The sequence below is a fragment of the Streptomyces murinus genome (assembly GCF_002154555.1).
Lineage (GTDB): Bacteria > Actinomycetota > Actinomycetes > Streptomycetales > Streptomycetaceae > Streptomyces > Streptomyces murinus.
Genome location: NZ_MUNF01000229.1, coordinates 1 through 2,101 on the forward strand (window position 1 = coordinate 1; position 2,101 = coordinate 2,101).

2 protein-coding genes are annotated in these 2,101 nt (G+C 74.7%); both read right to left on the minus strand.

The window, feature by feature from the left end; translation table 11 throughout:
* A partial coding sequence (locus CCN72_RS15550; protein ID WP_107430107.1) for a TIGR04222 domain-containing membrane protein occupies nucleotides 1-675 on the minus strand: 675 nt, incomplete at its 3' end.
* A gap of 112 nt (nucleotides 676-787) precedes the next feature.
* Nucleotides 788-2,092: an MbnB/TglH/ChrH family RiPP precursor modification enzyme gene (locus CCN72_RS15555; protein ID WP_086808027.1), complete on the minus strand. Its 1,305-nt coding sequence runs from the start codon at nucleotides 2,090-2,092 to the stop codon at nucleotides 788-790.
* Nucleotides 2,093-2,101 lie beyond the last annotated feature (9 nt).

The following is a 2,101-nucleotide window of genomic DNA, read 5'->3' on the forward strand; positions in this document are numbered from 1 at the left end:
CCTCCCCCGCCGCAGCAGCGCGCCCAGCACGCGCTGCCCGGCGGGGGAGGCCCACGGCGAGTACGGGTGCACCTCGAAGCGGGCGATGGCCAGACAGCTCAGCGACAGTGTGAACGGCAGCAGGAACCACAGGCCGACCATCAGCCGTGAGGCGTCGGCCTGGATCGGCAGCAGCAGCGCGGCGACGGCGAGGACCGGCACGACGAGCGCGGCGGCGCGGACCTGGCGCACGGCCGCGGCGATGGTGGGGCCCGCGGCGTCCGGTACGGCGAGGCCGCTGCGCACGAGGCGGTCGGCGAGGCGCCGTACGGCGTCGGTGTGGGCGGCGCGGGTCCGCACGGGTGCGATGCGGGACTGGCCCTCGGGGCCGATCGCCCCTATGACGGACCGCTCGATCTCGTCCCGGCCGAGCGGGTCGACGACGGTGGCCCAGCCGGTGTGGGCGAGGTGCAGGCGCCGCTGGCGGGCCATCGACAGGATGGTGACATCGGCGACGCGCTGGGGTCCGCCGGACAGGAACGCGGCCTCGTACAGGGTCAGATCAAGGTCTTTGACCACTCCTCCGGGGTCCGGGCCCGGGTCCGTGGCCGCGGCGCGCATCGCCGCGAGACAGAGACGGACGCAGGCCGTGCCGGTGAACGCCCAGGCGAGGAGCAGGAGGAGGAGCCAGAACATGAGCTGTTTTGTATGTCAGGGGTGGGATCGGCCGCCAGGAATTTTCACATGCGGACGGCACGCTTCAGACGTGTACGGACGGCGCGCTTCAGGCGCGTACGGACGGCATGCTTCAGGCGCGTACGGGCGGTGTGTTTCGGACGCGCCCCGGCAGCACCCTCCGCGCCGCCCGCGCCACCCGCCCTCGTGGCGCCGGGCCGGAGCGGTCAAGCCACCACTCCCGCAGCTCCCGCCTCGGGAGATCCGTCCGCTTTCCGTCCAGCAGGAACCCGGCGAAGTCCAGCGCGTCCCGCCGGTACCCCCCACGCATCGGCCGTGCCCGTGCGTACTCCAGGAACGCCTCCCGGTACGACGCCCCCAGCAGCACCGGCAGCTCCGGCGCCACCTTCGCCACCACGTCCGCCCGCTTCGCCGCGAGCGCCCGCGCCTGCACCCCCAGCCGTACCCGGTCGAACCCCTCGGGCACGGGCGTCCGGGCCACCAGCGAGGACAGTACGGCGGTCTGCGCGACCCCGAGCCGCTGACGGGCGCCCTCGGTGTCGCCCGGGTCCGTGCGCACCGGCGGAACGGGCCGCACCTCCGCGCCCCCCTGTCGGCCGCCCTCCACCACCTTCCGGATCGCCGCCAACTCCCGCTCCAGCTCAGCTGGTTCGGGGAAGTTCTCGTCGCGTTCCAGCAGGACGCCGGGCGGGGCGGCCCGGGCGGCGAGGTCGGCCAGGATGCCGAGCACCGCGTCCGGCACCGGGTGCGCGTGGCTGTCGTGCCACACGCCGTCGCGCTCGACGCCGCCCGCGACATGAACGTAGGCGATCGCCTCAAGCGGCAGCCCGGCCAGCGCCTCGGCCGGGTCCTCGCCGCGGTTGACGTGGTTGGTGTGCAGGTTGGCCACGTCGATCAGCAGCCGTACGCCGGTCCGCTCGGCCAGCTCGTACAGGAACTGCCCCTCGGTCAGCTCCTCGTCCGGCCAGGAGAACAGCGCGGCGATGTTCTCCACGGCGAGCGGCACCGGCAGCGCGTCCTGGGCGATGCGCACGTTCGCGCAGAGCACGTCGAGCGCGTCCCGGGTGCGCGGCACGGGCAGCAGGTGGCCCGCCTCCAGCAGCGGCGACGCGGTGAGCGCGCCGCCCGCCCGGACGAACGCGATGTGCTCGGTGACCAGCGGCGACCCGAGCGCCTGAGCGCGTTCGGCGAGCGCCGTGAGCCGGCCGGCGTCCGGCCGCTGCGCGCCGCCGAGCCCGAGGGAGACACCGTGCGGCACCACGGTCACCCCGCGCGCCCGCAACCGCTCCAGCGACTCGGGGAGATGGCCGGGGCAGACGTTCTCCGCCACGACCTCCACCCAGTCGATCCCGGGCATCCGCTCCACGGCCTCGGCGATCTCCGGCCGCCAGCCGATCCCCGTCCCCAGTCTCCCCATGACCTGTCC

Coding starts and splice junctions, on each gene's coding strand:
- CCN72_RS15555 (WP_086808027.1), bottom strand. CDS start 2,092: ATGGGGAGACTGGGGACGGGGATCGGCTGGCGGCCGGAGATCGCCGAG.